Here is a 25011-nt window from a genome sequence, read left to right as displayed (position 1 = left end):
GAGTAGGATGGGTGGAGCGCAGCGATACCCATGCGGATGGTGCACGGGATCGATGGGTATCGCTGCGCTCCACGCCATCCTACGTCGAGGTCAATGGCGGGCTCTGGTGCTTGCCCTGGCCATTCGGCGATCAGGCTTCCTGCAAGGCACGGGGACGGTTGCCGCGGTCCTCGGCATCGGCGTTCACCGCCTGCTGTAACTGGAAGTCGAACTCGATCTCGGCGAAGCGCCCTTCCACACCGCGGGCCTTGGCGGCTGCGGCGTCTTCGACGAAACGTACCTCGCCGATCAGCCCGTCGCGGGTGGCGTAGGCGAAGTCGTCCCACAGGTACTGGTCGCCCGCCAGGTTGATCTGCGTGGTCAGGTGGCGATGGCCCGGCGCGGAAATGAAGAAGTGGATGTGTGCCGGGCGCTGGCCGTGGCGGCCGAGCTGATTGAGCAGTTCCTGGGTCGGGCCGTCCGGCGGGCAGCCGTAGCCGCTGGGTACGATGCTGCGGGCTTTGTAGCGGCCTTCGGCGTCGGTGACGATGCGCCGGCGCAGGTTGAACTCGGACTGGGTGCTGTCGAAGTACGAGTAGGTGCCGTTGGTGTTGGCGTGCCAGAGGTCGACCACGGCGCCGGCCAGCGGCTTGCCCTGCGGGTCGAACACGCGGCCGGAAAGGAACATCACGGTACCCGGGTCCTTGCCGTCGTCCATCCGTGCCTCGCCTTCGGACAGCGGGGCGCCGGCCACGTACAGCGGGCCCTCGATAGTGCGCGGGGTGCCGCCGCCAATGCCCGCCGCCGCGTCCTGGGCGTCCAGCAGCAGGTCGAGGTAGTGCTCGATGCCCAGGCCGGCGACCACCAGCCCGGCCTCCTGGCGCGCGCCGAGGCGGTTCAGGTAGTCCACCGCCTTCCAGAACTCGTCGGGGGTGACGTTCATGTCTTCGATCAGCCGCGCGGTGTCCTGCAGGATCCGCAGGATCAATTGCTTCACGCGCGGGTTGCCCGCATCGTTGAGCGCGCCGCTGGCTTCTTCGAAGAGTTTCTGTGCTTCGGTCATCTGCGACATGAATGCCTCGCTCTTGTTGTTGTGGAAATATGGCGAAATTCAGCCCGCGCAGTGCACGGCCTTGCGATCGACGCGGTGGAACAGCCGGTTGAAGTACACCAGGCTGTCCTGGCGCTCGCGCACGGCGACCTTTTCAAGCTGCACGAACATCACGGTGTGGGAACCGACTTCCTTGCAGTCGCTGATTCGTCCCTCGAGGCTGGCCAGCGCCTGGCGCAGCACCGGCAGGCCGGCGTAACCGTCGTCCCAGAGGTCCCAGGCGAAACGTTCTTCCATCGATACCCTGGTCATCCCGGCGAAGTGCCTGGCCAGCTCTTCCTGCTCGCCGCAGAGGACGTTGACGCACAGGTGGCCGTTGTTTCTGAACACGTCATGGGTGGCGCTGCCACGGTTGACGCAGACCAGCACGGTGGGCGGCGAGTCGGTGACCGAGCAGACCGCGCTGGCGGTGATGCCGCAGCGGCCGTCCGGGCCATTGGTGGTGATGATGTTGACCGCTGCCGGCAACTGGGCCATCGCGTTGCGGAAATCGACCTGGGTCTGACTGAGGGTGTCGGCCATTGTTTCGCCCCTTCTGCTGGAATGGCCGGCACGCCCGGCCTTTCTTGTATGGGGCCAGCGTAGGGCAGCGCAGGGGCGCGCAATATTGAGACGATCACCACGGATTCGGGTAATGGCCGCTAGTCATCTAGGTGCTTTCTTTATCGTCAGCTCCCACGACTATGGGTATGCTCCGAGCCATGCCATTGCGGCGCCCGATGCCTGTGCACGGCGCGCCTGGCTTGCGTGCATACGAACAACTATTAGAAAGACAGTGGCAAAGCCCGATGGAAGCTCGAAAACCTCTGGTCTATATCGTCGACGACGATAAGGACCTGCGCACCTCCCTCGCCTGGCTGCTCGATTCGGTCAGCATCCAGTCGCTGTGCTTCGGCGGCGCCGAGGAGTTCCTGCGCGAATACGACCCGAAAGTCCCCGCTTGCCTGGTGCTCGACGTGCGCATGCCCGAAACCAGCGGATTCCAGTTGCAGGAGATGCTCAACGAACGCGGTATCACGCTGCCGACCATCTTCGTCACCGCCCACGGCGACATTCCCATGTCGGTGAAGGCAATGAAGAACGGCGCGCTGGATTTCGTCGAGAAGCCCTACAACCCGCAGCAGATGCTCGACCGCATCCAGGCCGCGCTCAAGAGCGCGGCCCAGGTGCATGCCGGCCAGGCACAGAAGCAGAACCTGCAGCACAAGCTCGACCTGCTCACCGGGCGGGAACGGGAAGTCCTGATGATGGTGGTGGACGGCAAGGCCAGCAAGGTGATCGCCCGCGAGCTGAACATCAGCGTCAAGACGGTCGATGTGCACCGCACCAAGATCAAGGAAAAGATGGGCGTGAGCAGTATCGCGATGCTGGTGCGCGAGGTGCTCAACGTGCCGCTGGAAGAAACGCGCCACTGAGCGGGCGCAGTTCTTTCAGAGGCGGTTTATCCGTCGACGCGCTCGCCGCACAGGTCGAGGGCGAACAGCCGCTCCGCTTCAGCCTGCGACAGCCCGCTGCCAAGCAGGCTGAACAACTTGCCCAGCGCGGCCTCACGAGTCATCCCGCCACCGGAAACAAGCCCCGCGTCGCGTAGCCGGCTGCCAGCGGCATAGACGTCGAACGCGACGTGCCCTTGCGGGCATTGGCTGATCGCCGCCAGTACCACGCCGCGCGCATGTGCCTCGCGCAGTACGGAGAGCAGTTCCTCGTTGTCCGACGGACCGGTTCCGCTGCCATAGCACTCCAGTAGCAGGGCCTGCACACCGCCGCCCAACAGGGCGCGCAGGTGCTCGGCACGCAGGCCGGGGAACAGCGGCAGCACCGCAAGGTTCACCAGTTGGCGCGGCTGGCGGTAATCCAGCGTCTCGGGCAGAGAGCCGGTACGCTCACCAACGCGTTTGCGCGGCAACACGGTAAAGGCGTCGAAGGCATCGCTGCACAGTTTGGTCACGCGCGCGCCATGCAGCAGTTCGCCGTTGAAGTAGAGCCAGACGCCTTGTGGCGCGCCGTTCTGCAGAGCCTTCAAGGCGCCGCCGAGGTTATCCCAGGCATCGCTGCCGGGCGCGCCCATTGGCTGCATCGAACCAGTCAGCAACACCGGGACGTCCAGGCCAAGCAGCAGGAAGGACAATGCCGCCGCGCTGTAGGCCAGGGTGTCGGTGCCGTGCAACACCAGTACGCCGTCATGGCCGCCCTGCTCCACCGCCTCGACGATGGCGTCGCGCATGGCCAGCCAGTTGGCCTGGGTCATGTTGGCGCTGTCGAGCAATGGCTGCAGTTCGGCGAATCCCCAGTCAAGGGTGATTTCATCCTGGCCCTGCAGTTGCTCACGCATCCGCGCCTCGAATCCGCCAGCCGGCGCCAGGCCTTCGACTGTCTGCAACATGCCGATGGTGCCGCCGGTATAAAGGACGAAGAGGTTCTTCACGGGACGCATGCCATTGCCCTTGCAGGAAAATTCGCAGGATAAACCGCGAGGCCGGGGATGTCCCGGCCTCTTGTATCGAACATCGGTATGGGGTCAGCCCTGGGCCGGCAGGCTGCCGTGGGCCGGTGCGGTCGCATTGACCTTGTGGGCGTCGCGCCAGGCGTCGTGGTCCAGGTCCAGGTCGGCGAACCTGGCTGGGTCGAACACCGGGCGCTCGATACCGGCGGCGCGCTGCTCGTCGTAGTCGCGCATCACCCGCAGGCCGACCTTGATCAGCATCGCCAGCGCCGCCAGGTTGACGAAGGCCAGGCAGGTCATGGTGATGTCGGCGAAGGCGAACACGGTGCCCAGGTTCTGCATCGAGCCCCAGAGGATCAGGCCCAGCACCAGTACGCGGAAGGCGATCAGCGCAGTGCGGCTGCGGCCGACGATGAACTGCAGGGCGTTCTCGCCGAGGTAGTAGTTGTAGGTGATGCAGGTGAACACGAACAGCGACAACGCGACGCTGACGAAGATCCGCCCCCAATCACCGACCACGGCGGCCAGGGAGTTCTGGGTCAGGGTGATGCCGTCGCCTTCGAAGCCGGGAGTGTAGAAGCCCGAGAGCAGGATCAGCAGCGCGGTACAGGTGCAGATGACGAAGGTGTCGAGGAACACGCTGAACGCCTGGACCACCCCCTGGGACGCCGGATGGCGCACGGCGGCGACGGCGGCGACGTTCGGCGCACTGCCCAGGCCCGCTTCGTTGGCGAACACGCCACGCTTCACGCCCATCACGATGGCGCTGCCCAGCAGGCCGGCGAAGGCCGGTTCCAGCCCGAAGGCGCTCTTCACGATGGTGGTCAGCATGCCCGGCACCAGCTCGATCTGGGTGGCGATGACGTACAGGGTCACGGCGATGTAGGCCAGGGTCTTGACCGGCACCAGCAGGTCGGACACGGCAGCAATACGCTGGATGCCACCGAAGAATACGATGGCCAGCAGCACGGCCAGGCCGATGCCGGAGTACATCACCGGTATATCGAAGGCATTCTGCAGCGAGTGGGTGACGGTAAAGGCTTGCAGGCCGTTGAAGGCGAAACCGTAAGTGACCAGTAGCAGGACCGCGAAGGTCAGCGCCATCCAGCGCAGTTTCAGCCCGTGCTGGATGTAGTAGGCAGGGCCGCCACGATACAGGCCGTCGCCGTCGCTACGCTTGTAGACCTGGGCCAGGGTGCACTCGAAGAAGCTGCTGGACATGCCGACCAGCGCAGTGACCCACATCCAGAACACGGCGCCCGGCCCGCCGAGGGTTACGGCAATGCCGACACCGGCGATGTTACCGGCGCCGACGCGACCGGCGAGGCTCAGCATCAGGGCCTGGAAGGAGCTCAGTTGGCCGGCCTGACCACGGATCGATTCCTTGAACACGCCGAACATGTGGCCGAAGTGGCGAAACTGAACGAAGCGGGAGCGAATGGTGAAGTACGCGCCAAGTCCGACGATGAGGACGATGAGGACTTTTCCCGAGAGGAAATCGTTGATCGCGTCGAGCATGTGTTGGGACCTCGATTGTTATTTTCTGAACCTGGGCCTGGGGCTGGCCCGCTCACTGGGGCGCATGGTTGCGTCGGAAGCGTGTCGATACAATTTCGCGGCCTGCTCCGATTTGATGCGACCTGAAGCTACAATTGCGCCACTCGCATCACCCGGATCTGGCACGCATGTCCGAAAATCTCGGCCCCAATCTCAAGCTGCTGTGCAACCACTACCGCTCTATCTCCGAGGTTTGCCGGAAGCTGTCGATCAATCGCGCGCAGTTCAACAAATACCTGAGCGGGCAAAGCCGGCCCACGGCGTACAACCTCAAGCGAATTGGAGATTTCTTCGGCGTCGAGGATTACGAGCTGCTACTGCCGCCTGAGCAGTTCGCTCGCCTGATCGGCGCGCGGGGCACGGCGCAGGCCAACGCGCACCGCGACGATCCGCTGCTGGAGATGCTGCGGCCGCTGCGCGACCACGGGGGCAACCTGTCGCGCTACTGCGGCTACTATTTCGAATATTCCAACTGCATGTCGGTGCCCGGCTCCATCCTGCTGTCGCTGGTGCATCTGTATGAAGAGGACGGCAACTTTCTGTTCGAGCGCCAGGAACGCCAGGAGCGCTCCAGCAGCACCGACGTACAGGCCGAGGACTGGGTGCGCTGCCGCTATCTGGGCGCGGCTTTCCAGTTGCAGGACCGGCTGTTCCTGATGGACTACGAGTCGCTCACCGTCAACGAGATGAGCCAGACCATCCTGATTCCCAGCTTCAAGAGCCGCATCACCCGCCTCAACGGCCTGAAGACCGGCGTTTCCAGCGGCGACCGGCGCACGCCGGCCTGCACCCGCGTGGTCTGGGAGTATCTCGGCCCGGAGATCAACCGGATCAACGCCTATCGCCAGGTGAAGCTGTACCAGCCCGACGATGCGCGCATCGACGATGACGTGCGCCAGCGGCTGACAGTGGGGCCGATCCGCCACGGGTTATTCGAGATCGAGTAGCCCGCCCTACCCTTTGCGGCTTTGCAGCCAGGCTGCGGCCAGTCCGCTGCCGCAGATCACCGCGATGCCCAGCAGCGCCGATGCCTCGGGAGAATGGCCGAAGAACACCAGGCCGAGCAGCCCGGCAAAGACGATCTGGCAGTAGCTGAACGGCGCCAACAGTGCCGGGGCGGCATGGCGGAACGCCTGGGTGAGGAACAGGTGCGCGGTCATCCCGCAGGTGCCCAGGGCCAGCATCATCAAGGCGTGCTTGAGGCTCGGCCATTGCCAGAAGAACGGCACCAGCGCACTCACCAGCAAGGTATTGAACAACCCGGCGAAGAAGTTGCTGGTGGTCGGGCTGTCGATCTGGCTGAGTTTGCGGGTCAGCAACTGATAGAAACTGAAGCACAGCGCCGAGCAGAACGGCAGCAGCACTGCCGGGGTGAACAGCGCCCCGCCGGGATGCACGATGACCAGCACGCCGATGAAACCGACGATCACCGCCGCCCACTGCCCCCGGCTGACGCGTTCGCCCAGTAGCGGTACCGACAGCGCGGTCACCAGCAATGGCGAGAGGAAGTTTACCGAGGTCGCCTCCGCCAGCGGAATGTACTGCAGGCCGGTGGTGAAGAAGAAGCTGGTACCCAGCAGACACAGTGCCCGCAACACCTGCAGCAGCGGATGCCGGGTGCGCAGCACGGCAAACCCGGCTCGCGGCAGGAAGATGCCCGCCATCAGCAGCGTATGCACCACATAGCGCGCCCAGACCACCATGACGATCGGATAGATACCGGCCAGGTACTTCGACAGCGCGTCATGGCTGGAGAACAGGAAGGTCGCCAGGACAATCAGCAGGATGCCCTTCAGCGGCTGGCTGGCGCCGGACAGCGGCGATTGCGTGATACTCATGGAAGCCTGTGCAAGATAGCGGGAACGGCGGACGCGCGGGACCGCACAGACTAACCAAGAAGCGCGCCGGAAGCACCCGCCTGAGCGCAGCGCCGATGCCTCGCGGGCCCGCTGCGACCGGCCCGGCCATGAAAGCCCCCGGCATGCCGGGGCTCCCTGAGAAGCGTTGAGGTCTTACAGGCCGCCGGGTTTGTCCGCATCCTCGGCTTCGATCTCCTCCAGCGCCAGTTCCAGCCCCCAATTGGAAGCTTCGGCGGCAGCGACGGCCGGCGTGGCAGATGCCATCGGAGCCGGTGCCGGCGCTGGTGCCGCCTTGGCCGCGGCAGCGCTCATGGCCATCGCCGGGTTGTCGCGCTGCAGCTTGAGCTTCAGGCGCAGATTGTTCGCCGAGTCGGCGTTTTTCACGGCCTCTTCCTCGCTGATGGCACCCTCCACCGCAAGGTCGAACAGTGCCTGGTCGAAGGTCTGCATGCCCAGCGCACGGGACTTGTCCATGATTTCCTTGATCGAGCTGAAGTCACCGCGCTTGATCAGATCGCTGATGGTGGCGGTGCCCAGCAGCACTTCCACCGCCGCGCGGCGCTTGCCGTCCTGGGTACGCACCAGGCGCTGGGAGACGAACGCCTTGAGGTTGTTGCCCAGGTCGTTGAGCAGTTGCGGCCGGCGCTCCTCGGGGAAGAAGTTGATGATGCGGTCCAGAGCCTGGTTGGCGTTGTTTGCATGCAGGGTGGAAATGGCCAGGTGGCCGGTATCGGCGAAGGCCAGGGCGTGTTCCATCGTCTCGCGGTCGCGAATCTCGCCGATCAGGATCACATCTGGCGCCTGGCGCAGGGTGTTCTTCAGCGCGGCATGGAAGCTGCGCGTATCCACGCCCACTTCGCGCTGGTTGATGATCGACTTGCGGTGCCGGTGCACGTACTCGATCGGGTCTTCGATGGTGATGATGTGCCCGCCGCTATTGCGGTTGCGGTGGTCGATCAGGGCCGCCAGCGAGGTGGACTTGCCAGAGCCGGTGCCACCGACGAACAGCACCAGCCCACGCTTCTCCATGATCACCTTGAGCAGCACTTCCGGCAGCTTGAGGTCGTCGAACTGCGGGATGTCGAGCTTGATGTTGCGCGCCACGATGGAGACTTCGTTGCGCTGCTTGAACAGGTTGATCCGGAAACGGCCTACGCCCTGAATGGAAATGGCCAGGTTCATCTCCAGCTCGCGGTCGAACTCGGCGCGTTGCTCCTCGTCCATCAGGCCATAGCCGATGCGTGCCACATCGCCAGCCTTCATCGGCTCGCCGGACAGCGGCTTGAGCACCCCGTTGAACTTGGCGCAAGGCGGCGCGCCGGTGGAGAGGTAGAGATCGGAACCATCCTGGGTGGCCAGGATCTTCAGCATCGACTGGATATCCATAAGAACTGCATCCGTTCGCAAGGGGCTGTTGGATGGCTTCAATAAGAGCCGTCCTATTTGTCGGAAATTTCCCGCGACTCTAGGCAGCGGCCCGATAAGGCACAACGCCACCCACCGCAAAATGCGAAGTGCGTCACCGCTGCCGTACAATGCCCGTCCCGCCTGACTTTCCGAGGAAACACCGATGCCTGTCGCGATGGCCCGCCACATCCTGGTCAAGACCGCCGCCGAAGCCGAGCAGATCAAGCAGCGCCTGTCCCGTGGCGAGGATTTCGCCGCCCTGGCGCGCAAGCATTCCACCTGCGCCTCCGGCAAGCGCGGCGGCGATCTGGGTGAGGTTCGACCGGGGCAGATGGTCCGCAGCATCGACCAGGTGATCTTCAAGAAGCCGGTCGGCGTGGTCCACGGTCCGGTCAAGAGCCAGTTCGGCTACCATCTGGTCGAGGTCTATTTCAGGGATTGACGATGACGCCACAACAGATCGCCAGCTTTTGCCTGCAACTGCCCGGCGCACGCGAGGACATCAAATGGGGTAGCAACCGCGTATTCTCGGTGGCCGGCAACAAGATGTTCGCCATCCTCGACTTTCTCGACGAAGGCGCCGGCGGGCTGGCCTTCAAGGTCGGGCCGGAACTGTTCCTCGGCTACGTCGACCGTCCCGGCATCCGCCCGGCGCCCTATCTGGCGCGAGCCTACTGGGTCGCGATGCAACGCCCCTACCCCCTGGGAGACGCCGAGTTGCGCGAGGCGCTGACTCGCTCGCATCAGTTGGTGGTCGCGCGCCTGCCCAAGCGCCAACGGCTGGGCCTGCTGCTGGATGTGACACCATGAAGACGCTGCGTTGGGAAGGACTCTGGCGTGCTCCGGTGTCGAGCTGGGAAGAATTGCTGTTGACCGATGGCCGCGCGGAAAGCCAGCTTCGCGCCATTGATGAGGCCGGTGGGCCGTCCTATCAGTTGGACTATCGATTGCAGTGGGATGCCGACTGGCGCCTGCTTGAGGCATGTTTCAGCGTCGAGAGCAGCCGTGGTGAATGTCTGCTGCACTTGCTCGCCGACGGCGAAGGCCACTGGCGCACCGCCGCAGGCGAACCCCTGGGCGAGCTGGATGGCTGCCTGGATATCGACATCTGGCCGACCCCCTTCACCAACACCTTCCCTATCCGCCGCCTCAAGCTCGCCGATGGTGAGCGCCGCGAACTGGCGGTGGTCTATCTGGAAGCGCCACGGCTCTGGCCGACGCGCATGCGCCAGGGCTATACCCGCATCGATGCCAGCCACTACCGCTACGAGAACCTGGAAGGAACGAACTTCCAGGCGCTGCTGACGGTGGACGACGACGGCCTGGTGCTGGATTACCCGACGCTGTTCCGGCGGACCTGAGAACGCGCACGAAGCGGCGGCGCCTGCCCCGCGCGGGGATGAAAGCCGCTGTCGTCAAAGGTAGTTCGTTAGCTTGCTTTCCTACACGCCGGACCGGGTCCATCATGTGCCATCTACCCGCAGCCCCCGATCGCCCGCCATGCCCGCCGAATCCCGCTCCGGCACCGGGACCACACTCCAGGTGGTCTCCGTCGTCCTCTTCACCTTCATCGCCTACCTGACCATCGGCATCCCCCTGGCGGTCCTGCCCGGCTACGTACATACCGACCTTGGTTTCGGCTCGGTACTGGCGGGACTGGTGATCAGCATCCAGTACCTCGCCACGCTGCTCACCCGCCCCTACGCCGGCCAGGTGATCGATACTCTCGGCCCTAAGCGCGCCGTGCTCTACGGCATGGCCGGCTGCGCCGGCAGCGGCGCATTGATGCTGGCATCCTGGTCGACCCAGGGCGTGCCGTGGGTCAGCCTGGGGCTGCTGATGCTCGCGCGACTGGTGCTGGGAACCTCCGAGAGCCTGGTGGGTAGCGCATCCATCAGTTGGGGCATCGACCGGGTCGGCGCGGCGAATACCGCAAAGGTGATTTCCTGGAACGGCATCGCCAGCTACGGCGCTCTGGCCATAGGTGCGCCGCTGGGCGTGCTGATGGTGCAGCACCTGGGGCTGGCCAGCATGGGAGTGGGCATCATTCTGCTGGCAACGCTGGGCTTCGCCCTTGCCTGGCCCAAGCGTCCGGCCGCGCTGGTACACGGCGAGCGCATGCCCTTCCACCACGTGCTCGGGCGCGTGCTTCCACACGGTATGGGGCTGGCGCTGGGCGGTATCGGCTTCGGTACCATCGCTACCTTCATCACCCTGTACTACGGCAGCCGTGGCTGGAGCGATGCGGTCTACTGCCTGACCGCCTTCGGCGGCTGCTTCATCGGCGCTCGCCTGCTGTTTGCCAATGCGATCAACCGGCACGGCGGCTTCCGCGTAGCCATCGCCTGCCTCTCGGTGGAGAGCATCGGCCTGGCGCTGCTATGGCTCGCGCCCTCGCCCTGGCTCGCCCTGGCCGGTGCGGCGCTGAGCGGCTTCGGATTTTCCCTGGTGTTCCCGGCCCTGGGCGTCGAAGCAGTCGGCCTGGTACCGGCATCCAACCGAGGCGCCGCGCTGGGCGCCTATTCGCTGTTCATCGACGTATCGCTAGGCATCACCGGGCCGCTGGTGGGCGCCATCGCCGGCGCCTTCGGTTTCGGCTCGATCTTCCTGTTCGCCGCGCTGGCGGCGTTGAGCGGGCTGGCACTCAGCCTGGTGCTCTACCAGCGCTCGTTCGCCCCTCAGTCGAATGCCAGGGCCTGACGCACCGAGGGCTCGCGGCAACCGGCGAACATGTCCAGGTCAGCGTTGTAGGTGCGGGTACGCACCTCCAGCAGGCCGAGCATGGAGTGGAACAGGTTGTCCTGGGACAGCGGCTGGCCGCTGCGCTGGCGCAGGCAGGCGCCATCCAGCGCGAAGGATTGCTGGTAGCCCTCGGAGAACCACGCCAGCATACCGACGTGCTTCTGCTGGTCAGGTGCGAGCATGTAAGGCGTGCCGTGCAGGAACAGGTTGTACTCGCCCAGCGATTCGCCGTGGTCGGCCATGTAGATCATCGCGGTGTCCAGCTTCGATTGATTGCTGCGCAGCAGGTCGATCAGGCTGGCCAGTACATGGTCGGTATACAGGACGGTGTTGTCGTAACCGTTCACGATGCTGTCCCGCGAGCAGGCGCTCAGGTCATTGCTCTGGCATACCGGGGTGAATTTCTCGAAGTCCTTCGGGTAGCGCTTGTAGTAAGCCGGGCCGTGGCTGCCCATCTGGTGCAGGACCAGCACGGTGTCGCGATCCAGCCCATCGATATAAGCCTGCAGGTCCTTGAGCAGGATCTCGTCGTGGCACTCGCCGTCACCGCACAGCGTCAGGTCGTTCGAGTGGCTCATGTCCTGGAAGGCGACCCGGTCGCAGGTGCCTTTGCAGCCGGACTGGTTGTCCCGCCACAGCACCTGGAAACCCGCGCGCTTGAGCACATCGAGCAGGCCTTCCTGGCTCTTGGCCTCGGAGTCGCTGTAGTGCTGGCGCGTCAGGTCGGAAAACATGCACGGCACCGAGACGGCGGTTTCGGTGCCGCAGGAATGCACGTCGCTGAAGTTGATCACGCCCTGCTCGGCGCTCAGACGCGGAGTAGTGTTGCGCGGATAGCCGTTGAGCGCGAAGTTCTCGGCCCGCGCGCTTTCGCCGACCACCAGCACGGTAAGGGATTTGCGCCCGTGCGTCTGCCAGCTGGATGAGCGCTGCGCATCGCCGGCCACCGTCCGCAGCTCCTTGCTCCCGGCTACCGCCTTGCCCTTGGCCAGGCTGAACAGCGCGCCCACGGTATTGCTCGGCGTGACCTGCAGGCGCAGTTCGTGGTGGTTGCGCAGCATCGACGACAGGCCCTGGTAGTTCCCCAGCGCGATGCCGCCGATCATCAGCATCGAGACCACACCCACACAGGCCTTGCTCAGCAGCTCGCGCGGCCAAGGACGGTAGGCGATCGGCAGACGCCAGAGCAGCACCACCGGCAGCAGCCCGAGCAGCAGGTAGATCGCGAGCTTGAACGACAGCAGATCGCGCACCTCGGCGGGGTCGGTCTCCAGCACGTTGCGCAGCATCTCGACATCGATCAGTACGCCGTACTGGTTCATGAAGTAGGCCACTCCGGCGCTCATCAGCAGCAGTACGGTCAGCACCGGCTTGAGCACACCCCGGAAGGCGAACAGCGTCAGTATCAGGTTGAAACACACCCCCAGCAGCAGGATGAAGGCGCCGGCCAGCAGACGCCCCGACCAGCCGGTCGGTGTGATTTCCAGCAAATGGCGCCAAAGCGGCAGGTTGTAGCACGCGAGTAGCAGGATACTGGCTGACAACGTGACCCATTCGGGGCGAAGCGGACGAAGCTTGAACATCGGGGACAAGGTTCCGGGAATACGGGAAGCGCTTGTGAACCGCGGCATTCAGGCCCCGATCCATGAGCGGGGGCGATGCTAGGAACGCTGTCGTCAATCTTTCGTGAAGAAAATCTGCAAAAAAGGTGGCCCTTGCCATTGGCGTCGCAAAGTACGCGTCGCCGCTGATCCGGAGCAATGTCAAGGATGCTCCCATCCAATCCGAAATCCTTCGATCCTCTGCTATCATCGCGTCGCTGTGGCCCCTGGGGCCGACTACAAACATAACGAACCAGCCAGCACAGGACGCCATCTCCCTGATGACACACATCGGGGCGGGACGCCTTTTTCCGTCTTGTCGGCGCTGCACCATTAGCACAAGGAAAACAACATGTTGCACCACCGGATCAGCCTGCTCGCACTGGGCATCCTCGCGTCCACCGCGGCCATCGCCGAAGACCAGTCCACCGCCAACGGCTTCGTCGAAGACAGCCACCTGGACCTGTTCTTCCGCAATGCCTACATGAACCGCGACAAGTGGCACGAAACTCCGGGCGGCAAGGCTCACGACAAGGCCGAGTGGGGCCAGGCCGCTACCGCCACCTTCACCTCCGGCTTCACCCAGGGCACCGTCGGCTTCGGCGTCGACGCGTTTGGCATGTATGCCGTGCGCCTGGACGGTGGCCAGGGCAAGAGCGGTGCCCCCGGCATCGACTTCTTCAAGCAGGGCGACAGCGGCGAAGCCGCCAGCGACCTGGCTCGCGCCGGTGGCGCGGTGAAGGCGCGCTTCTCCAATACCGTGATCAAGTACGGCGACCAGATGCCGTCCCTGCCGGTCCTGAGCTACGACAACTCCCGCCTGCTGCCGGAAAGCTTCACCGGCACCCTGATCACTTCCAAGGAAATCGAAGGCCTGGAGCTTAACGTCGGCCGCTTCACTTCGGAGACCCGCAAGAGCGCCGAAGGCCGTGACAGCGGCGGGCTGAAGCGCATCGACGTGTTCGGAGGCAGCTACAAGTTCACCGACAACTTCAGCGGCTCGCTGTACGGTTACGAGAGCGAAGATGTCGCTCGCAAGCAGTACATGAACCTGAACTACGTCATCCCGCTGGCCGACAAGCAGTCACTTACCCTGGACTTCAACGGCTACCGCACCCGGGTGAACGAGGACTTCGCTGCCGACCATGACATCGACGGTACCAAGAACACCATCTGGAGCCTGTCGGCGGCATACAACATCGGCGCGCACACCTTCATGGTCGCGCACCAGCGCAACAACGGCGACTCCGGCTACCAGTACGGCTGGTATCAGAACGAGGGCGGCCTGGGCGACGGCGGCACCACCATCTGGCTGGCCAACTCCTACTGGTCGGACTTCAACGGCGAGGACGAGCGCTCCTGGCAGGCCAGCTACGGCATCGACTTCAGCGAGTACGGTGTACCGGGCCTGAGCTATCAGGTGGCCTACGTCTACGGCGACAACATCAAGACTGACTACACCAGCGACGGCAAGGAGCGTGAAGTCTTCAACCAGTTGAAGTACGTGGTGCAGGACGGCCCGGCCAAGGATCTGTCGGTCAAGCTGCGCGGTTCCTGGCTTCGCGTTTCCAACGACGCCTGGCAGTACAACACCGACGGCAACGAAGTCCGCGTGTTCGTCGAGTACCCGGTCAACATCTTCTGATGCGCTGATCGACGCCTGATGCGAAACGCCCCGTGGCAGCGATGCCTCGGGGCGTTTTTCATTCCAGGCCGCGTCGCCGCCACAACCGCGAGACGTTCAATGGCGGCAGCGACATGCGCAGGATATGGATGCACAGCAGCAGGATCAGGCCGCCGGCAAGCAGCGACCCCAGGCGTTGCCCCGCGTCCAGGCTGTCGTTGAGCACATTGAGGAACAGCATCGCGCAGCCGCCGAGCATGCAGGCCAACAGGAACACCGAGAGGATGTAGATCTTCAGCGTCAGCAGGCGCCAGTGCCAGCGCATGCGGCGGCGAGGGGGAGTTTCATCGGCAGGGAGTTTGGGCACGGTCCGTTGCCTCCTGTCATATTTCCGGCGAATCGGCGCGCCGCCATCAGGCAGCGCCGACATACTGGCGGTAGGCTAGCCATCCCCACCGGAAAAGCCAAGGCGCACGCCGACGACCCGGAAGTCACCGCGGCACCGGCCGATGAACGGCCGCTCAGCGCACCACGCTGTTGATGTCGTGGCGGTTGAGGGAAGTACGCATCTCCTCGTACCACGCGGGGATCGCCTCCTTCAGCCGCTCTTTCGCATCCTCCAGCTTGAACGGCTGGGTATAGCGCTTCTTGCGGTAGGAGTAGATGTAGTAGGTGCCGTTGCGATAGAGGATGCGGTCGAAGGTGTAGAAGCCGATGTGCGTGCCGTTGCAGCGCGCGGTCAGCACCATGTCGCCTTCTTCGTAGGGCAGCACGCCCTCGGCGCATTCGTAGGTGAAGAACTCGCGCACATCGTCCCAGTCCACGCCATCGCTGCTGGCATGCAGGAAGGCTTCGGCCTGTTCTTCGGATTCGTCGGAGTGATCGCTGTACCAGATGAACAGCGGGATGCTCTGGTTGGTCTCGTCGCCCAGCCAGCTCTCTCCATCCAGATACTGCGCGCTGCGCGCCAGGCTCGCCTGCATGCGGCGGTGACTCTGGCGGTACTCGTCCAGCATCTCGTCAAAGGCCGGAGCATCCTCGCCCAGCACCACGCCGTCGGTGGCCTTGATCTGCTCGACACGCGCCAGATAGTCGGCATACAGCGCCGCGTCCTGGATCACCGCGCAGGTATCGCGGGTCAGGCTAAGGCCGATTTCGGTGAAATTGGCGCTACCCAGAATGACTACATCCGGTTCGATCAGGATCAGCTTCCAGTGCACGCTGTTCTGCGCGCGGAAATCGACATGCAGCGTCACACTGCCGCCCGCATCGCGCACGCAGAAATCGATGAAGTCCGGCGAGGTGAACGCGTTGATGGTACCCACCAGCAGATCGAGGCGATTGCCGTTCTCCACCAGGGTTTCGATCAGCGACTCGGTTTCACTGGCGGAGGCCGAGACAACGGTGATCAGCTTGCCGCTGACCTGCTCCAGGTACTGCTTGAGCGAATGTTGAGCGTTAAGGATTTTCATACAGCCCCCACCAGAATTCTGAACACCGAATTCTGATGCAGGACAATGGCGGCTTTCAACTGTCTGATACCGCCACATGCCCGAATAACGGGCGCTGCAGCGGCAAACATGCAAGCCGGCGCCCGCCTGTGGCATAATAGGCGGCTTTGTCGGAAGCGCCCTTCAGCGCCCGCCTTCCCTGCCCGCCCGCGCCGTTCGCGCCCGGCGCGCACCATGTTCCAGCCAAGGGTTACCCAGTTGATTTCCACTGCGAATATCACCATGCAGTTTGGCGCCAAGCCGCTGTTCGAAAACGTTTCCGTCAAGTTCGGCAACGGCAACCGCTACGGCCTGATCGGCGCCAACGGTTGCGGCAAATCCACGTTCATGAAGATCCTCGGCGGCGAACTGGAGCCGTCTTCCGGCCAGGTGATGCTGGAAAACGGCGTGCGCCTGGGCAAGCTGCGCCAGGATCAGTTCGCCTACGAAGAATTCTCCGTGATCGACACCGTGATCATGGGCCACGAAGAACTGTGGAAGGTCAAGGCCGAGCGCGACCGCATCTACTCCCTGCCGGAGATGAGCGAGGAAGACGGCATGGCCGTGGCCGAACTGGAAGTCCAGTTCGCCGAGTTCGACGGCTACACCGCCGAATCCCGCGCCGGCGAGTTGCTGCTGGGCCTGGGTATTCCGCTGGAACAGCACTTCGGCCCGATGAGTGCCGTGGCTCCGGGCTGGAAGCTGCGCGTGCTGCTGGCCCAGGCGCTGTTCTCCGATCCTGACCTGCTGCTGCTCGACGAACCGACAAACCACCTGGACATCAATACCATCCGCTGGCTGGAAAACATCATCACGGCGCGTAACAGCACCATGATCATCATTTCCCACGACCGCCACTTCCTGAACAGCGTCTGCACCCACATGGCGGACCTGGACTACGGCGAGCTGCGCCTGTTCCCGGGCAACTACGACGAGTACATGACCGCGGCCGAACAGGCCCGCGAGCGCCTGCTCTCGGACAACGCCAAGAAAAAAGCCCAGATCGCAGAGCTGCAAACCTTCGTCAGCCGTTTCTCGGCCAACGCCTCCAAGGCCAAGCAGGCCACCAGCCGTGCCCGCCAGATCGACAAGATCCAACTGGAAGAGGTCAAGCCGTCCAGCCGCGTCAGCCCGTTCATCCGCTTCGAGCAGTACAAGAAACTGCACCGTCAGGCCGTGACCCTGGAAAAAGTCAGCCAGGGCTTCGACGGCGTAGCGCTGTTCAAGAACCTGAGCATGCAGGTGGAAGCCGGCGAGCGCATCGCCATCATCGGCCCCAACGGCATCGGCAAGACCACCCTGCTGCGCACCCTGGTCGGCGAGATGGCGCCCACCGCAGGCGAAGTGAAGTGGACAGACAGCGCGGACGTGGGCTACTTCGCCCAGGACCACGCCGAGGATTTCGAGGACGACTGCAACCTGTTCGACTGGATGGCTCAGTGGACCCAGGGTGGCGAGCAACTGGTACGCGGCACCCTTGGCCGCATGCTGTTCTCCAACGACGACATCAAGAAGTCGGTGAAGGTGATCTCCGGCGGTGAACAGGGCCGCATGCTGTTCGGCAAGCTGATCCTGAAGAAGCCCAACGTGCTGGTGATGGACGAACCGACCAACCACCTGGACATGGAGTCCATCGAGGCGCTCAACCTGGCCCTGGAGAACTACCCGGGCACGCTGATCTTCGTCAGCCACGACCGCGAATTCGTCTCCTCGCTGGCAACGCGCATCATTGAACTGTCGGAGAACGGCATCACCGACTTCAGCGGCAGCTACGATGACTACCTTCGCAGTCAGGGCGTGATCGTCTGATCGTTCCCCGGCCATGAAAAAGCCCCGCCAGTGCGGGGCTTTTTTCCGTGCGCCAGCACTCAGCGCCCGGAGGTCTGCATCACGGCGTTCCCCAGGCTGATATCGAAGAACTCCGCTGCGGACGCCGCCAGATCACGATGGATGGCCCGGCGATCCAGACCCTCGGTGTCCTTGCACAGATCAGGCGTCGCCTCCAGCTCCTCCTCCGAGCACGGTGCCATGAACACGAAATGCCCGGCGCCGTCCAGCACCCGGAGCTCCGGCTGGCGCGGCAGCTTGCGCGCGAGCGCCCGAGCGTTCTTCTTCCAGTCCAGGACATTGTCGGCGTTACCGGTATAGAGCATCACCGGCACCTGTACGTCCTGCAATTCATGCACCCCGTACATCAGGCTCAACGGCGCCAGCAGCAGCAAGGCGCCGACACGGGGATCAGCCATCGGCACCAGGTCGTTGCGGTCGGCGCGCAACTCGCCCTGCTCGCTGCAGGCATCGCGGTCGTCCGGGCGCGCCTGGCAATACTTGAGCAAGCGCTCCAGGCGTGGCTGTGCGCCGGCCAGGATCAACGCAGTCTCGCCACCAGCGGAGTAACCGATCACCCCGATCTTGCGCGGATCGACCATCGCCGCCACCTGCGGGTCGAGCAAAGCCGCGCTGATGGTCTCCGAGACCTGCAACGGCCTGCCGTACAGGTTGCTCAACGCGCCCAGGCGGCTGTGATCGTGCAGGTTGTCGCCCGGATGCAGCAGCGTCACAACCACGAAGCCCTTGCGCACCAGCGCCTCGATCAGGTCGCGGTGGGCCAGTGGCGTGCCGTAGTTGCCATGCGACATCACCAGCAGTGGAAAGCGCCCATTGGCGGTCTTGCCTTCATAGGCGACATCGAGGATGAAATTACCCAGGTGCAGCGGCTGCTCGGTGGCCCGGGTCGGGTAGAACGCGATGGCCTTCATCGGCTGCTGGTCGAGGGGGTCGCTGACCTGCAGGCGATGAAACCCCACATTCCAGCCCGGCGCCGCCACGGCACCGGTACTCAAGGTAACAAGCAGTGCAAACCAGAACAGGCGCCTCGACATGGTGCAGTTCGCCTCGAACCCGTACCCAAATCAGGCGCCACAAGGGTCTTGGGACAGTCCGAGAAGGCCCGGGCGCCGCCTGGAGGGAATCTCTGCATACTACGCGCCAGTTCGCGCGCGCTTCCGGCAGTGGACGGGCGGTAGCGCCGTGCAAACGAAAAAGCCCCGCAATGCGGGGCTTCTTTTCGAACGAAAGGTTCAGGCGGCAGCGAACTGGCTGGCGATGCTCGCCCGCGCACTGGCGATGGCGTTGCGGCGCGGCTCGTCACCGTACGCCAGCCCCTCGGCGCGCACGACTTCGATGTCGGTGATACCGAGGAAGTTCAGCACCAGCTCCAGGTAGTTCTCGTGGGCCACACCGGTAGGCTGGCCAGCGTGGATGCCGCCAGCGGTGGAGACGATGATCACCTTCTTGCCGCCAGCCAGGCCGACCGGGCCGTTTTCGGTGTAACGGAAGGTCTTGCCGGCGACCGCGATACGGTCGATCCACGCCTTGAGCTGGCTGGGAATGGAGAAGTTGTACATCGGCGCTCCAATGATGATGGCGTCGGCAGCCAGGAACTCTTCGATGCTGGTTTCGCCCAGAGCGGCTTCATGCTTCTGCGCCGCATCGCGCAGTTCCGCCGGAGTGCCGGCGGCAACCAGGCTGGCAGAAGACAGGTGGCTGATCGCGTCGGCGGCCAGGTCACGGTAGGTGACTTCCACGCCCTGCTCGGCGGCGGCCCAGGCGGCGGCCAGTTCGGCGCTGAGCTGACGGGAAGCGGAGTTGTCGCCGAGGATGCTGGAATCGATATGCAGCAGTTTCATGTGTGTTCTCCAAGCGATTAGGCCAAGTGGGTTGGCAGTGCAATTCGTCGTTGGAGCCAAGACTATGCATGTAGCCAATGCTCGATAAGTCGGCAAAAATGCAATGATTCGTCTCACTGATAGGACAATCCCATGCAGGACCTCAATGACCTCTTCTACTTCGCCAAAGTGGTGGAGGCCGGCGGCTTCGCCGCCGCCGGGCGTCTGCTCGGGCTGCCGAAGTCACGGCTGTCGCGCCGCGTGGCGGAGCTGGAGGCACGGCTCAACGTGCGCCTGCTGCAGCGCACCACGCGCAAGCTGGCGCTTACGGACCTTGGCGAGCGTTATTACCGGCACTGCCAGGCGATGCTGGTGGAAGCCGAGATGGCCGACGAAGTCGCCGCCCAGCTCAGCGCCGAGCCGCGCGGACGAGTCAAGCTGTCCTGTCCGGTGGCGCTGGCGGAAACCTCGCTCAACGAGATGCTTCCCGGCTTCCTGGCCGCCTATCCCCAGGTGAACCTGGAACTGCTGCTGACCAACCGCCGCGTCGATCTGGTCAACGAAGGCGTGGACGTGGCGCTGCGGGTGCGCGCGCCAGGCGACGAAGACCTGTCGCTGATTTCCCGCCGCCTGCGTCCGGCGATGACTGCTCTGGTGGCAGCGCCATCGCTGTTGCAGGGGCGCCAGCCCAGTACGCCGGACGACCTGGCCACCCTGCCCGTCCTCGGCGCCATCCAGAGCGATCGCAAGGTGCACATGAAGCTGCTGGGGCCACAGGGAGAAGTCCGCGAGGTGGCGCTGGAGGCCCGGCTGGCTGCGGAAGATTTCAACCTGCGCAAGAACGTCGCTTTGGCCGGTCTTGGAGTAACGGTGTTGCCGCTCTACTACTGCCGCGAAGAACTGGCAGACGGCCGGCTGATCCGCGTTCTGCCCGACTGGTCCGAACCGGAAGCCAACCTGCAGGCGGTCTACCCGCATCGGCGCGGCATCCTGCCAGCGGTGCGGGCACTACTGGATTACCTGCAGGAAGGCTTTTCGAAGGATGACTCGCCGCTATGACGCGCCCGGTCCCAGCAGAGCGCCAAACCAGCCCAGCAGCCGCCCGCCGCTGAGCCAGTCGATCCAGAACACCTGGTGCAACACGACAATCGCCCAGAACACCAACTGGAACGACAGCTTGCGGGTCTTATGGCGAAGGAGTTGCTGCGCGAGCAGCGCCCCCGGCCAGCCGCCCAGCAGCTCCAGCAGATGCAGGCTCTGCTCCGGTGTGCGCCAGCCGTCCCGTTCGGCGCTGCGCTTGTCGCGCCAGTAGGCGAAGAACGCCAGCACGCTGAACAGCGGATAGAGCAGCAGGAACCAGGCGAAGTAGCCCTCCTTCAGCCAGACCAGCGCACCGCAGACCGGCAACACCAGTGACACTGCCAGCAACAGCAGCCCGCGTCCGAGCGAACGGCGTGGCGGCGTCGGGAAGGCCACCTCACGCCCGCTGCGTACGCGTGCACGGGTCGCCGCGGCGCCCGGTTTGCGGCGAATGTCGGGCGTGTCGATGGCCAGCCCGGCCAGGCGCGCATGCTCCGCCCGCGGCCGGCCCTGCCTGTCGGCACCCGCCACGTAGCACACCTGATCGCCGCTCTGCGGGCGCCGATCGCCGCGAAACGCCGAAATGTGCAGGAAGAGTTCCTCGCCGCCGGACTGGGGACGGATGAAGCCGAAGCCCTTGTCGTCGTCCCAGCGGCTGATGATGCCGTTCTTTTCCATTCTCAGTGCTTGACGCTGCTCCAGTCGATCAGGCCGAACTGCCAGGTCGCCAGGATCAGCAGGCCGAAAGCGATACGGTACCAGGCGAAGGCGGCGTAGCTGTGGTTGGCGATGAACTTGAGCAAACCGCGCACGGCGATCATGGCGAAGATGAACGAAGTGACGAAACCGATGGCGAACACCGGCAGGTCATCGGGTTGGAACAGATGGCGATACTTGTAGCCTGAATAGACCGCCGCCCCCACCATCGTCGGCATCGCCAGGAAGAACGAGAACTCGGTGGCCGCCTTGCGCGACAAGCCGAACAGCAGGCCGCCGATGATCGTCGCGCCGGACCGGGAGGTGCCCGGAACCAGCGCCAGGCATTGCGCGCAGCCAACCTTGAGGGCGTCCTTCCAGGTCATCTGATCCACCGTTTCGGCACGAATGCGGTGCTCGCGGTTCTCGGCCCAGAGCATCACGAAGCCACCGATGACCAGCGCCACGGCAACGGTGATGGGATTGAACAGATAGCGATGGATCTGATCGGCGAAGGCCACGCCGAGCACCACGGCCGGCGCGAAGGCTATCAGCAGGTTGGCGGTAAAGCGCTGCGCCCGTGGTTCGCTGGGCAGGCCGACGACGATGTCGAGAATCTTCCGGCGGAACTCCCAAACCACCGCCAGGATGGCCGCCAGTTGAATGATGATGTTGAACGCTTCGGCGCGCTCACCGCCGAAGCCGATGATGTCCGCCACGATGATCTGGTGGCCGGTGCTGGAGATCGGCAGGAACTCCGTAAGCCCCTCGACCACTCCGAGAATGAATGCCTGGAAGGCACTCCACAAATCCATACGTCTTCCCCCGCGCGGCTCTATGGCTCGCCCTTTCTAATGGTTCGGCGCCGACCGAACGGCCGGCGACTCCGACAACAACCGGAGCCTGTACAAGGCGACGGCATGCTAATGCATTGGACGCGTCTTGCTATGGATATAACGAAAATTTCTCAACTGACCGACTGGCCTTACCCACCTGGAAGATGCCGGGGCCGGGGCGGGACCCGCGCCGTAGACCGCGACGGCGCTGTCCGCGAGTCATACATCCGGCGCCTGCGGCCATCGTTGCCGACGCACTGTTGCTCGCGTGAAGCAGACAATCACGGCAGGCATGCGTTCGCCAACCGGCGAGAAATGGCTAATTCATTGATATCCAATGGCGTACATGCGTACCAGAAAGTCGAGAAATGGCGGCTCCTGTTGCGTCGGTGAAACACCCCGATACGCCGCAAAGCCCCATGCGCCGGGAAACGGAAACACCATCACAAAGTTGTGTTTCAGCAGCGATACAGATGATGGCTCATCCGTGATTCAGGCCCCGTTGCAGGGCCTGCGACGGCATTCCCGCGGTCTGCGCTGTAACGCCCGAGAGACACCGCACGACAACGGTTCACCCGGCATTTTTGCAAGTCATTGATTTTCCTTGGCAAGTCAATTCCGGCACGGCAAGTGCTCCAGGCTGGTACCGCTGGTTAGGGCTCAGCGCACCAAGAAGGAACCGCCATCATGTCGGGGAGCATCGCAAGGAGAGTTGCATCCTGCTCGTTGCTGGCCGCAGGCTTTGTCGCCGCGGTCGCGATGCAGCCATTCGCCGCGGTCCAGGCCGACGACGGCGTCATCGTCCTGCAACGCACGGTACAACCCCGGGTCGCCACGCGACCGACCATGACGCCTGATCCGAATCCGATCACCGTCAATACCAACATCTCCTCCCAGGTCAACGCCACCATCGGCGGCACGCTCGGCTCGTCCGAAGTGGGCGACGCGGAATTCGCCTCGGTCACCAGCGGTTCGGGCATCAACGCAATGATCCTCCCGGGCGGCAACCTGCCGGCCATGACCCCCACCCAGGCCAACATCAACAACACCGTCGGCAACGTAAACGCTGGCCATTCCCCTGGCGGCGGCGGTGCGGGCGCCGGGTTGTCCAACCAGATCAACGGTGCCATCGGCCGCGGCCTGGCTCCGCTGCAGATGCTCGGTGGAGGACGCTGACATGCGCGCCTTCGTCTTCTGCGCCAGCGCCCTGCTGCTGCCGCTGCTGGCCCACGCCGCCAGCCAGACCGAACAGGACAACGCCATGATCGACGGTACCGGCCGCGACTACGTGGGCAACGTCTCCGTCAACCAGGCCGCGGGCAACCAGCAACAGCAGAGCAACGCTCGCGCACTCGCCAACGGCACCAACTCCCATGCCTCCACCTATCAGAACCAGCAGCTGCAACTGATCGACCCCGATGCCTCGCTGGATGCCAGCGCCAGCATCAAGGGCAATTCGTTCCAGGGCAGCGGCGTGGTCGGCGTCAACCAGGGCGCAGGCCTTGGCAACCAACAGATCAACGCCTTGCGGATCAGCGCGTCGAATACCGCGAGCCATCCGGAAAGCCTCGATGACAGCACCCTCGCCCAGAGCGTAGCGGTGACCAGAAACTCAGGTTCCCCCGTAGCCATGCCCGGCCAGCGGATCGTCAACACCGACGATCAGGCCTTCGCCGGCAGCGTGGGCGTGGTGCAGGTGAACCAGAGCGCTGGGGTTGGCAACCAGTCGTACAACAACCTCAGCATCAGAGTCGCGGGAGGACTCTGAACAACCAACCTAGCCCAACACTAGATGCACAATAAGCAAGGAGTAAGGCCATGAAAGCAAAACTGGTACTCACCCCGTTAGCAATGGCAATGGCAGCAGTGCTCTCCGTCGCGGCTTATGCCGATCAAGGCGGTGAAGGCAAAGGCAAGGATGATCACCACCATCAACACCACCACCAGCAGCCCGGCATTCCTGATTGGGCCAAAGGTGGCGCCACCGCTACCGTGACCGATGCCCAGTACAACTACGGCAACCAGGTCACCAACAAAGGCACCCAGAACAATGCCAGCGCCAACGGTTCCATCGGCGGCGTATCCGGCAACGTGGGCGCCAACGTGGCAGCGGGCGACAATAACCAGCAGGCCAACGCCGTAGCACTGGCAACCGCCGACGAGAGCTTCGTCTTCGGCTATGCCAACGCCTCGACGTCCGTCACTCAACAGGCCTATGCCAACAAGCTGGACAATTACTCGACCGCTAACAACGCGAGCCTCAACAACTCGCTGCAGGGCGTCTCGGGTAACTTCGGCGTCAACGTGACCGCGGGCAACTACAACCAACAGAAAAACGACATGGCAGCGGCCGTATCCAACGGCCAGTACACCAGTGCCAACGGCAGCGCAACGCAGCTGAGCACCGGTAACGTCACCAACAACAACTCCACCGTCAAGACCGAGTACGTGCAGGTTGGCATGGGCTTCGTCGCAGGTGGCGGCTACAAAGGGATCTCCGACCAGCACGGCGATACCTACCTGGATACCTGGCAAGGCGAAACCCACCCGGGCGGTGCCAACACCGGCCACATCGACGTGGATAGCCAGGCTCAGGGAGCCCAGGATCGCCTGAACAACGGCGGCGCCCTGTCCTTCGACGAAGTGGGCACCATCGGCCTGGCTGGCTTCGCTACCGGATACATTCCGGTGGTATCCGGCTTCAACAAGGCAGTCGTGAACAACGCCTCGTTGAACGGCTCGATCATTGGCGTCTCCGGCAACGTCGGCGTCAACGTGGCAGCCGGTGGCGGCAACCAGCAGACCAACTCGCTGTCCATCGGCGCCGGTTGCTCTGCTTGCGCCGGCAAGTCGTCCTTCTGAGTGGCTGTATCGGGCCCCGGCTTCGGCCGGGGCCCCTTTCAATGACGGGACCTGCC

At 63.9% G+C, this 25011-nt stretch carries 25 protein-coding genes; 12 read left to right on the top strand and 13 right to left on the bottom strand.

The window, feature by feature from the left end:
- Positions 1-130: 130 nt before the first annotated feature.
- Both catA and hpaC read right to left on the bottom strand, forming a co-directional pair.
- Positions 131-1051 carry a catechol 1,2-dioxygenase gene (gene catA, locus OU419_RS13475; protein WP_254474411.1) on the bottom strand — a complete coding sequence of 307 codons (921 nt, stop codon included), beginning with the start codon at positions 1049-1051 and terminating at the stop codon, positions 131-133.
- A gap of 39 nt (positions 1052-1090) precedes the next feature.
- Positions 1091-1612 (bottom strand): 4-hydroxyphenylacetate 3-monooxygenase, reductase component, encoded by a 522-nt coding sequence (hpaC, locus tag OU419_RS13470; protein ID WP_254474412.1) that lies wholly within the window; start codon positions 1610-1612, stop codon positions 1091-1093.
- Positions 1613-1878: 266 nt separating this feature from the next.
- On the opposite strand from hpaC, the gene OU419_RS13465 reads away from it, so the two are divergent.
- Positions 1879-2505, top strand: coding sequence for a response regulator transcription factor (locus tag OU419_RS13465; RefSeq protein ID WP_254474414.1), 627 nt, complete (start codon positions 1879-1881; stop codon positions 2503-2505).
- 26 nt (positions 2506-2531) lie between these two features.
- Here OU419_RS13465 and OU419_RS13460 read toward each other — a convergent pair whose 3' ends face one another.
- Both OU419_RS13460 and OU419_RS13455 read right to left on the bottom strand, forming a co-directional pair.
- The gene (locus OU419_RS13460; protein ID WP_254474416.1) at positions 2532-3524 is read right to left on the bottom strand and encodes an asparaginase; all 993 of its coding nucleotides are present in this window, start codon (positions 3522-3524) and stop codon (positions 2532-2534) included.
- A gap of 84 nt (positions 3525-3608) precedes the next feature.
- Positions 3609-5051 carry an alanine/glycine:cation symporter family protein gene (locus OU419_RS13455; protein ID WP_254474419.1) on the bottom strand — a complete coding sequence of 481 codons (1443 nt, stop codon included), beginning with the start codon at positions 5049-5051 and terminating at the stop codon, positions 3609-3611.
- A gap of 167 nt (positions 5052-5218) precedes the next feature.
- On the opposite strand from OU419_RS13455, the gene OU419_RS13450 reads away from it, so the two are divergent.
- Positions 5219-6037 carry a helix-turn-helix domain-containing protein gene (locus OU419_RS13450; RefSeq protein WP_254474421.1) on the top strand — a complete coding sequence of 273 codons (819 nt, stop codon included), beginning with the start codon at positions 5219-5221 and terminating at the stop codon, positions 6035-6037.
- Positions 6038-6043: 6 nt separating this feature from the next.
- On the opposite strand, the gene OU419_RS13445 is transcribed toward OU419_RS13450, so the two are convergent.
- Both OU419_RS13445 and OU419_RS13440 read right to left on the bottom strand, forming a co-directional pair.
- On the bottom strand, positions 6044-6928 hold the full coding sequence (locus tag OU419_RS13445; RefSeq protein WP_254474423.1) for a DMT family transporter: 885 nt from the start codon (positions 6926-6928) through the stop codon (positions 6044-6046).
- A gap of 174 nt (positions 6929-7102) precedes the next feature.
- Positions 7103-8335, bottom strand: a complete 1233-nt coding sequence (locus OU419_RS13440; RefSeq protein ID WP_254474425.1) for a PilT/PilU family type 4a pilus ATPase — start codon at positions 8333-8335, stop codon at positions 7103-7105.
- Between the two features lie 184 nt (positions 8336-8519).
- On the opposite strand from OU419_RS13440, the gene OU419_RS13435 reads away from it, so the two are divergent.
- The 4 genes from OU419_RS13435 (at position 8520) to OU419_RS13420 (ending at position 11056) form a co-directional block, all read left to right on the top strand.
- Positions 8520-8798: a peptidylprolyl isomerase gene (locus tag OU419_RS13435; protein WP_254474427.1), complete on the top strand. Its 279-nt coding sequence runs from the start codon at positions 8520-8522 to the stop codon at positions 8796-8798.
- A gap of 2 nt (positions 8799-8800) precedes the next feature.
- A complete protein-coding gene (locus OU419_RS13430) occupies positions 8801-9166 on the top strand; it encodes an MmcQ/YjbR family DNA-binding protein (protein WP_254474429.1) in 366 nt (121 codons plus the stop codon).
- Positions 9163-9717: a putative glycolipid-binding domain-containing protein gene (locus tag OU419_RS13425; RefSeq protein WP_254474431.1), complete on the top strand. Its 555-nt coding sequence runs from the start codon at positions 9163-9165 to the stop codon at positions 9715-9717. The genes OU419_RS13430 and OU419_RS13425 overlap by 4 nt, the downstream gene beginning before the upstream one ends.
- Positions 9718-9856: 139 nt before the next feature.
- Positions 9857-11056: an MFS transporter gene (locus tag OU419_RS13420; protein WP_254474432.1), complete on the top strand. Its 1200-nt coding sequence runs from the start codon at positions 9857-9859 to the stop codon at positions 11054-11056.
- Here the strand turns inward: OU419_RS13420 and OU419_RS13415 are convergent.
- Positions 11035-12681 carry a phosphoethanolamine transferase gene (locus OU419_RS13415; RefSeq protein WP_254474434.1) on the bottom strand — a complete coding sequence of 549 codons (1647 nt, stop codon included), beginning with the start codon at positions 12679-12681 and terminating at the stop codon, positions 11035-11037. The genes OU419_RS13420 and OU419_RS13415 overlap by 22 nt on opposite strands.
- Positions 12682-13051: 370 nt before the next feature.
- On the opposite strand from OU419_RS13415, the gene OU419_RS13410 reads away from it, so the two are divergent.
- Complete coding sequence (locus OU419_RS13410; protein ID WP_254474436.1) at positions 13052-14344, top strand: OprD family porin; 1293 nt, start codon at positions 13052-13054, stop codon at positions 14342-14344.
- Positions 14345-14402: 58 nt separating this feature from the next.
- Here the strand turns inward: OU419_RS13410 and OU419_RS13405 are convergent, their stop codons facing one another.
- Positions 14403-14690, bottom strand: coding sequence for a hypothetical protein (locus OU419_RS13405; protein WP_254474438.1), 288 nt, complete (start codon positions 14688-14690; stop codon positions 14403-14405).
- 154 nt (positions 14691-14844) lie between these two features.
- Positions 14845-15795, bottom strand: a complete 951-nt coding sequence (locus tag OU419_RS13400) for a phospholipase D family protein (protein ID WP_254474440.1) — start codon at positions 15793-15795, stop codon at positions 14845-14847.
- 237 nt (positions 15796-16032) lie between these two features.
- Here OU419_RS13400 and OU419_RS13395 point away from each other — a divergent pair, with 237 nt between their 5' ends.
- Positions 16033-17622, top strand: coding sequence for an ABC-F family ATPase (locus tag OU419_RS13395; protein ID WP_254474602.1), 1590 nt, complete (start codon positions 16033-16035; stop codon positions 17620-17622).
- Positions 17623-17681: 59 nt separating this feature from the next.
- On the opposite strand, the gene OU419_RS13390 is transcribed toward OU419_RS13395, so the two are convergent.
- Together OU419_RS13390 and OU419_RS13385 are read right to left on the bottom strand one after the other, a co-directional pair.
- Positions 17682-18695 carry an alpha/beta hydrolase family protein gene (locus tag OU419_RS13390; RefSeq protein WP_254474442.1) on the bottom strand — a complete coding sequence of 338 codons (1014 nt, stop codon included), beginning with the start codon at positions 18693-18695 and terminating at the stop codon, positions 17682-17684.
- Between the two features lie 198 nt (positions 18696-18893).
- Positions 18894-19502, bottom strand: a complete 609-nt coding sequence (locus tag OU419_RS13385; protein ID WP_254474444.1) for an FMN-dependent NADH-azoreductase — start codon at positions 19500-19502, stop codon at positions 18894-18896.
- 132 nt (positions 19503-19634) lie between these two features.
- On the opposite strand from OU419_RS13385, the gene OU419_RS13380 reads away from it, so the two are divergent.
- Positions 19635-20540 (top strand): LysR substrate-binding domain-containing protein, encoded by a 906-nt coding sequence (locus tag OU419_RS13380; RefSeq protein ID WP_254474446.1) that lies wholly within the window; start codon positions 19635-19637, stop codon positions 20538-20540.
- Here OU419_RS13380 and OU419_RS13375 read toward each other — a convergent pair.
- A complete protein-coding gene (locus OU419_RS13375) occupies positions 20535-21239 on the bottom strand; it encodes a DUF1294 domain-containing protein (protein ID WP_254474448.1) in 705 nt (234 codons plus the stop codon). The two genes, OU419_RS13380 and OU419_RS13375, sit on opposite strands and share 6 nt — an antisense overlap.
- A 2-nt stretch (positions 21240-21241) precedes the next feature.
- Entirely contained in the window at positions 21242-22072 is an 831-nt protein-coding gene (locus tag OU419_RS13370; protein WP_254474450.1) for an undecaprenyl-diphosphate phosphatase, read from the bottom strand.
- A 708-nt stretch (positions 22073-22780) separates the two neighbouring features.
- Between OU419_RS13370 and OU419_RS13365 the strand changes: the two genes are divergently transcribed.
- From OU419_RS13365 to OU419_RS13355, 3 genes are read left to right on the top strand one after another with little or no spacing between them, the layout of a single operon-like run.
- Positions 22781-23269 carry a hypothetical protein gene (locus OU419_RS13365; protein ID WP_254474453.1) on the top strand — a complete coding sequence of 163 codons (489 nt, stop codon included), beginning with the start codon at positions 22781-22783 and terminating at the stop codon, positions 23267-23269.
- Between the two features lies 1 nt (position 23270).
- On the top strand, positions 23271-23861 hold the full coding sequence (locus tag OU419_RS13360) for an adhesin (RefSeq protein WP_254474455.1): 591 nt from the start codon (positions 23271-23273) through the stop codon (positions 23859-23861).
- A 50-nt stretch (positions 23862-23911) separates the two neighbouring features.
- Positions 23912-24955 (top strand): hypothetical protein, encoded by a 1044-nt coding sequence (locus tag OU419_RS13355; RefSeq protein WP_254474457.1) that lies wholly within the window; start codon positions 23912-23914, stop codon positions 24953-24955.
- The last annotated feature ends 56 nt before the right edge of the window (positions 24956-25011 follow it).

The organism is Pseudomonas triclosanedens (assembly GCF_026686735.1).
GTDB classification, from domain to species: domain Bacteria; phylum Pseudomonadota; class Gammaproteobacteria; order Pseudomonadales; family Pseudomonadaceae; genus Pseudomonas; species Pseudomonas triclosanedens.
Note: the sequence above shows the minus strand (reverse complement) of the source record. Positions and strands in the feature narration are given on the sequence as shown.